The sequence below is a fragment of the Streptomyces aureus genome, from assembly GCF_001418135.1.
Lineage (GTDB): Bacteria > Actinomycetota > Actinomycetes > Streptomycetales > Streptomycetaceae > Streptomyces > Streptomyces aureus_A.
Genome location: NZ_LIPQ01000415.1, coordinates 1 through 5,041 on the forward strand (window position 1 = coordinate 1; position 5,041 = coordinate 5,041).

Sequence of the window (5,041 nt, forward strand, 5' to 3'; positions counted from 1 at the left end):
GCCTCCCCCGGCACCGGCCCCACCGCCGTCGTCACCATGGGCGACAGCTACATCTCCGGGGAGGCCGGCCGCTGGCTGGGCAACAGCCTCACCAACTCGGGGAACCGCAACGGCACCGACCGGGCCTGGACGGGCAGCGGATACGACCCGTCCCGGGTGTACGGCGCCACCGCCGGCGGCTGCCACCGCTCGGACACCGCCGAGGTGCGGAGCGCGGGGCCCCTCGCGAGCTCCCTGATCAACCTGGCCTGCTCCGGGGCGACGACCGACAACGTCGTCCGCGCCGCGCAGGGCGGCCTGGCCTACAAGGGCGAGGCCCCGCAGGCCGACCAGCTCGCGGCCGTCGCCGCCTCGCACGACGTGGAGCTGATCGCGCTCTCCATCGGCGGCAACGACCTCGGCTTCGCCGACATCATCGCCACCTGCGCCAAGGACTACATCGTCTGGTACTCGTACTGCCACGACGACCAGCAGGCCGAGGTCGACGCCCGGATCGACGGTGTGATGGCGGACGTCGGCCGCTCGGTCGACGAGATCCGCGCCGTGATGACGGGCGCCGGATACGCCTCGTCCGACTACCGGATCGTCCTCCAGTCGTACCCCTCCCCCATCCCCCGCGCCGCCGAGAACCGGTACGCCGAGAGCGGCTGGACGCGGACGAACACCGGCGGCTGCCCCTTCTGGAACGCCGACGCCGACTGGGCTCGCGACTCCCTCGTCCCGCAGCTCGCCAACCGTCTGAAGGGCGTCGCGGCGGCCAAGGGCGTGCAGTTCATGGACCTGCGGGACGCGCTCCAGGGACGTGAGGTGTGCGCGAAGGCGAGCCGTCAGGTGACGTCGACGGTGCCGGCGTCGGGGACGACGAGCGAGTGGGCGCGCTGGATCGACAGCCAGAGCACGCAGGGGCTCGTCCAGGAGTCCATGCACCCCAACGCCTACGGCCAGCAGGCCCTCGGCCGCTGCCTGGCCCTGGTCCACGCCCGCCCTACGGGCAACCACAGCTGCCGGAACACGGCGGGGTCGGGACCGTCGGCGATGTACCTCGCGGCGGGGTAGCGACGGGGCGGGGCAGCGGCTGCGGGAAAGGACCCGGCACCCGCTACGGGCCGGTCCGGGCGACCGAGGACTACGGCGCGAGGCCGAGTGGGCCGAGGACCCGCTCGGCCTCGTGCCGGTCCGCCGCCCGCATCGCCCGGACCAGGGCGGCGGAACCCCCCGGCCAGGCGGCGGCCGCCGTGTCGAAGGCGGCACGGCGGGACTCCAGGGGCCCCTTCTTGGCGGGCAGCGCGTCGAGCACGAACAGCGCCCGCGCCGAGATCCCCACCTGGATCAGGTCGGAGGGCTCTCCACGCGCGCGGAGGGCCTGATGGGCGTACGCGCCGATCACCGGGTCCCGGAGGGCTCCGCGCAGGGCCTCGGGCGGGGCGGCGGCGGTGTCGAGGACGGCGAGGAGCCCACGGGTGGCGGCGGCGTCCGTCGTGCCGGCGTGGACGGTGCCGAGGGCGGCGAGGAGCCGCGACCAGGCGTCTGCGGTGTCCCCGCGCGCGCGGAGCCAGTCGGCGAGCACGCGGGAGGCCACGCACGTGGGCCAGCCCACGGCGGCGGCCACCGCCTGCGAGGCGGACCACGCCCTGGCCTCGGCGGCGTCGGGGGCCGCGACCCCGCGCACCCCGAGGAGATAGCGGACGACGCCGGCGCCGCGCGGGGTGAGCCCGAAGGCGTCTCCGGAGCGGAAGACCAGGCCGGTGGCGGCGAGTCGGTCGAGGACGGCGGCGAGGTCGCGGGCGGGGCCCTCGAGCCGGGCCCGGTCGGTCTCCGCCAGATCGGCCGTACCGAGCAGCCGTACGAGTTCGGTGACGGGCGGGACGATGTACGGGGACGCGGACGCCGTGTCCGGCACCGCCTCCGGTACGGGTACGGGCAGGTCCTCCACGGCCGGATCGACGGGCCAGTCCTCGTACTCGGCGGCCTTGCGGGCGACGGACTCGGCCGAGCAGCCGCGCCGGTAGACCACGTACAGCAGGTGCGGAGCCTCGCCCCCGTAGGGCTCGAACTCCTCCTCGGACAACTCCTCGACGGCCGTGACGAGGGTGTTGGCGTCCTCCTCGACCGGACCTGCCTCGATCGCGGGTGGCGGGGGCACGGGGACGGCGATGTCGCCGTAGTGGTCGAGGTGCTCGTCCAGGAGGGCGTCGGCCAGGACGAGGTGGGGGAAGTCGTCGGGCCCGGGCGCGAAGCGCGCGTACGGCCCGGCGAGCTGCTCGGCGAGCCCGGCGGCGGTCCACCTGTCCTGGAGCGCGGCGGCCACCTGGCCGATGCCGGTCGCGACGGCGTGGTCGGTGAGCAGCGGCCCGACGGCGGGCGGCGCCTCGGCGTCCCGTACGTACGCGCGCGTGAGGGCCTCGGCGAGCAGGACGTCCGCGAGGGCCGTACGCCCCATGAGGTCGGCGCGGTGCACCCCGTCGGGCAGCGGCGCCCCGTCGAGGGCGGCCAGCCTGCGCCGTACGTCCTCGGGGTCGGCGAGGTCGGCGCCGCAGGAGCGCAGGAGCGAGGCGTACCACCGGTGCCAGGTCAGGTTCCCCGGGTCGGTCATGGCCCGTTCGAAGTCGGCGGCGGCCTCCCGGACGGCCGCGGCGACCTGCTCGTCCCGGCCGCCGTCGAAGCGCGCCGCGAGCCTGCCGACCACGGCGGGATAGACGGCCAGCGCCCCGGGCGGCACGTACACGAACGTCGGCAGGTCCTCGACGAGCAGCTGCCGTACGAGCCCCGGTGTCGGCTCGGGCACCCCCGACTCCCGGTCCGCCCCCCTGAGGGCGAGGAGACCCAGCACCGCCTCGGCGGCACGCACGAAAACGGGATCGCGGCGCTCGGGTGCTCCGTCGAGGAAGCTGTCGAGCCCGGTGTTGGTGAGAACGGTCTCGGCCACGCCTCCCAGGGTAGTTCGGCAGGGGACGAATCGGGCGTACGACGCAGGGGCGGGGGGCCGGGAATCGCCTGCGTCACGGGCGTCTGCGCAGGGCGCGGACGACCTGGGCCATGTGCTGGACGTGACCCGCGCGCAGCCAGACGCCCGGTTGACCGACACCCTCGGTGCCTCTGTCGCCGACGCGGGATCCGTCGGCACAGGAGAGGAGCCAGCGTTCCCCGTCGCTGAAGCCGGCTCCCCGGAAGCCCTCCGCGTGGACGAGCTCCCTGACCCGCGCGCGGACCGCGTCCGCGTGGTCGGGTCCTCGGGTGGGCACGCGCGCGAGGAGGAACGTGCGCTCGGTGGTGTAGCGCACGATGCCCCACGGCGAGCCGCCGTCGGCCTCGACCGGGCGGTCGTGGCTTCCGGGGTGGTCGGCGGCGTAGTCGCCGTAGACGACGCGCTCCGCCGGACGGTCGGGTCCGTCGACGAGCATGTGCCAGACGTCCCAGTCGAATCGCTCCGCCTCCGCGAGCGGCGCTCCGTAGTCCGCCGGGTAGGCGGCAGGGAAGGATCCGGCGAGCAGGACGACCGTTCGCCAGGGGTGGAGGGGGCCGAGCAGGGCCAGGGCCCGCTGCGCCCACTTCTCGGCGGGGCGGTGCTCGTCGACGACGGCCCCCAGGTCGAGGAGCAGGTCCAACGGGCAGTGGGCGAAGGCGATCCGGTTCAGCAGACGACCGACCTCGTCCCTCAGCCCCTCGTCGGGCAGCCGGGTCAGGAACACCCGGACGCCGAGCCCGCTGCCGCGGATCCGGGCGGCCTCGGCGCAGGCCGCCTGCTGCTCGACGGCACGCTCGACGCCCGTCACGGGCCGGAGCGCGGCCGCCGCCGGCGTCCGCCGGAAGCCCGGAGCGAGGTGCGCCGCCTCGTCCTCCACGTGGAAGGCATCCACCCAGGCGGGTCGGCCCCGCTGCGCGGTCTCGATGCGGTGCAGCGCGGACCCGAGGTGGGCGGCGAGGGCGGCGGGGTCCGGGTCGAGCGGGTGGGACGGCCGGCGGCCCATGGTGCGGACCCGTCCGACCCGGGGCGGTATCACCCACAACGGCGTCACGCACGCGCGTACCCGGGGCGGCAGACGGTCGTACGCGTCGAGCGCGCTCCGCCGCGCCGGCAGGGCGGGCACGTAGAGCGGGGCGTGGGACGGGGCTTTGAGCGGGTCGTCGAGCAGACGGAGGGCCGGATCGTGGAGCGGATCGCGGTGCGGATCGTGGAGCGGATCGACGTGCGGATGGCGGTGCGGATCGGACAACGGCTCGAACATCGGCGCCCCCCAGCGGTCCTCTGCATCCCCTGCTTCGCAGGGTGAGGGGCTGCGGTGCGTGGCGAAAGGGGGCGATTCCGGCCAATCCGTGGGCAGCTTCGCGGCGCCGGCATCAGCGCACCACCACCGTCCGGGGGGCCGAGAGGTCGCCCCAGGTGCCGTCCGGGAGTTGGGCGCGCAGGGTGACGGTGTAGCGGGTGCCCGAGGGGTCCTGGACCGGGAAGGTGTAGGTGGCCCGGCCGGGGGGTGGGGCGGTGCCCCAGATGATGGTGGTGGCGAACCTGCCGTTGAGGTGGAGTTCATGGTGCGTCACCGGGGCGCCCGTGTCCGGTGGGGTCCAGGTGACGGTGATCTCACCCTTGGCCGCCGTCGCGGTGAGGCGGGTGGGGGCGGTGTTCTCGGGCGCGCCAGGAGACGGGGCCGTGGTGAGGTCGGCGGGCGCGCTGTCCGGGGAGGAGTTCTCGGCGGCGTCGCGGGCGCGGACGGTGAACGCGTAGGCGGTGCCGGGGCGCAGCCCGGTGACGAGGGCGGTGGTGGCGGTGCCGGGCACGGTGTGGATGCGGGTGTCGGCCTGGTAGACGTCGTACGCGGTGACCTCGGTGTCGTCCGTGGAGGCGGACCAGCGGAGGGTCACGGCGCGGCTGCCGTCGGGGGTGGCGCGGAGCGCGGCCGGCGTGGTGGGGGGCGTGCGGTCCTCGGCTGTGGCACGGAGGGTGGTCGCGGTGACGGTGGCGCTCGGGGGCGAGACGTTGCCGGCGGCGTCCCTGGCCCGGACGGTGAAGCGGTGGAGGGTGGCGGGGGCGAGGCCGACCACG

The 5,041-nt window shown here is 75.5% G+C and carries 4 protein-coding genes; 1 reads left to right on the forward strand and 3 read right to left on the reverse strand.

Annotation, left to right across the window (positions count from 1 at the left end; all coding sequences use genetic code 11):
- On the forward strand, positions 1-1,056 hold a 1,056-nt coding region (locus AOK00_RS29290; RefSeq protein ID WP_055603250.1), incomplete at its 5' end, for a GDSL-type esterase/lipase family protein.
- A gap of 70 nt (positions 1,057-1,126) precedes the next feature.
- Here AOK00_RS29290 and AOK00_RS29295 read toward each other — a convergent pair.
- From AOK00_RS29295 to AOK00_RS29305, 3 genes are all read right to left on the reverse strand, one after another.
- Complete coding sequence (locus tag AOK00_RS29295) at positions 1,127-2,926, reverse strand: hypothetical protein (protein ID WP_055603251.1); 1,800 nt, start codon at positions 2,924-2,926, stop codon at positions 1,127-1,129.
- Positions 2,927-2,999: 73 nt separating this feature from the next.
- Complete coding sequence (locus tag AOK00_RS39245; RefSeq protein ID WP_055603252.1) at positions 3,000-4,226, reverse strand: beta family protein; 1,227 nt, start codon at positions 4,224-4,226, stop codon at positions 3,000-3,002.
- A gap of 112 nt (positions 4,227-4,338) precedes the next feature.
- Positions 4,339-5,041, reverse strand: a 703-nt coding sequence (locus AOK00_RS29305) for a fibronectin type III domain-containing protein (protein ID WP_055603253.1), incomplete at its 5' end; no start/stop codon positions are given.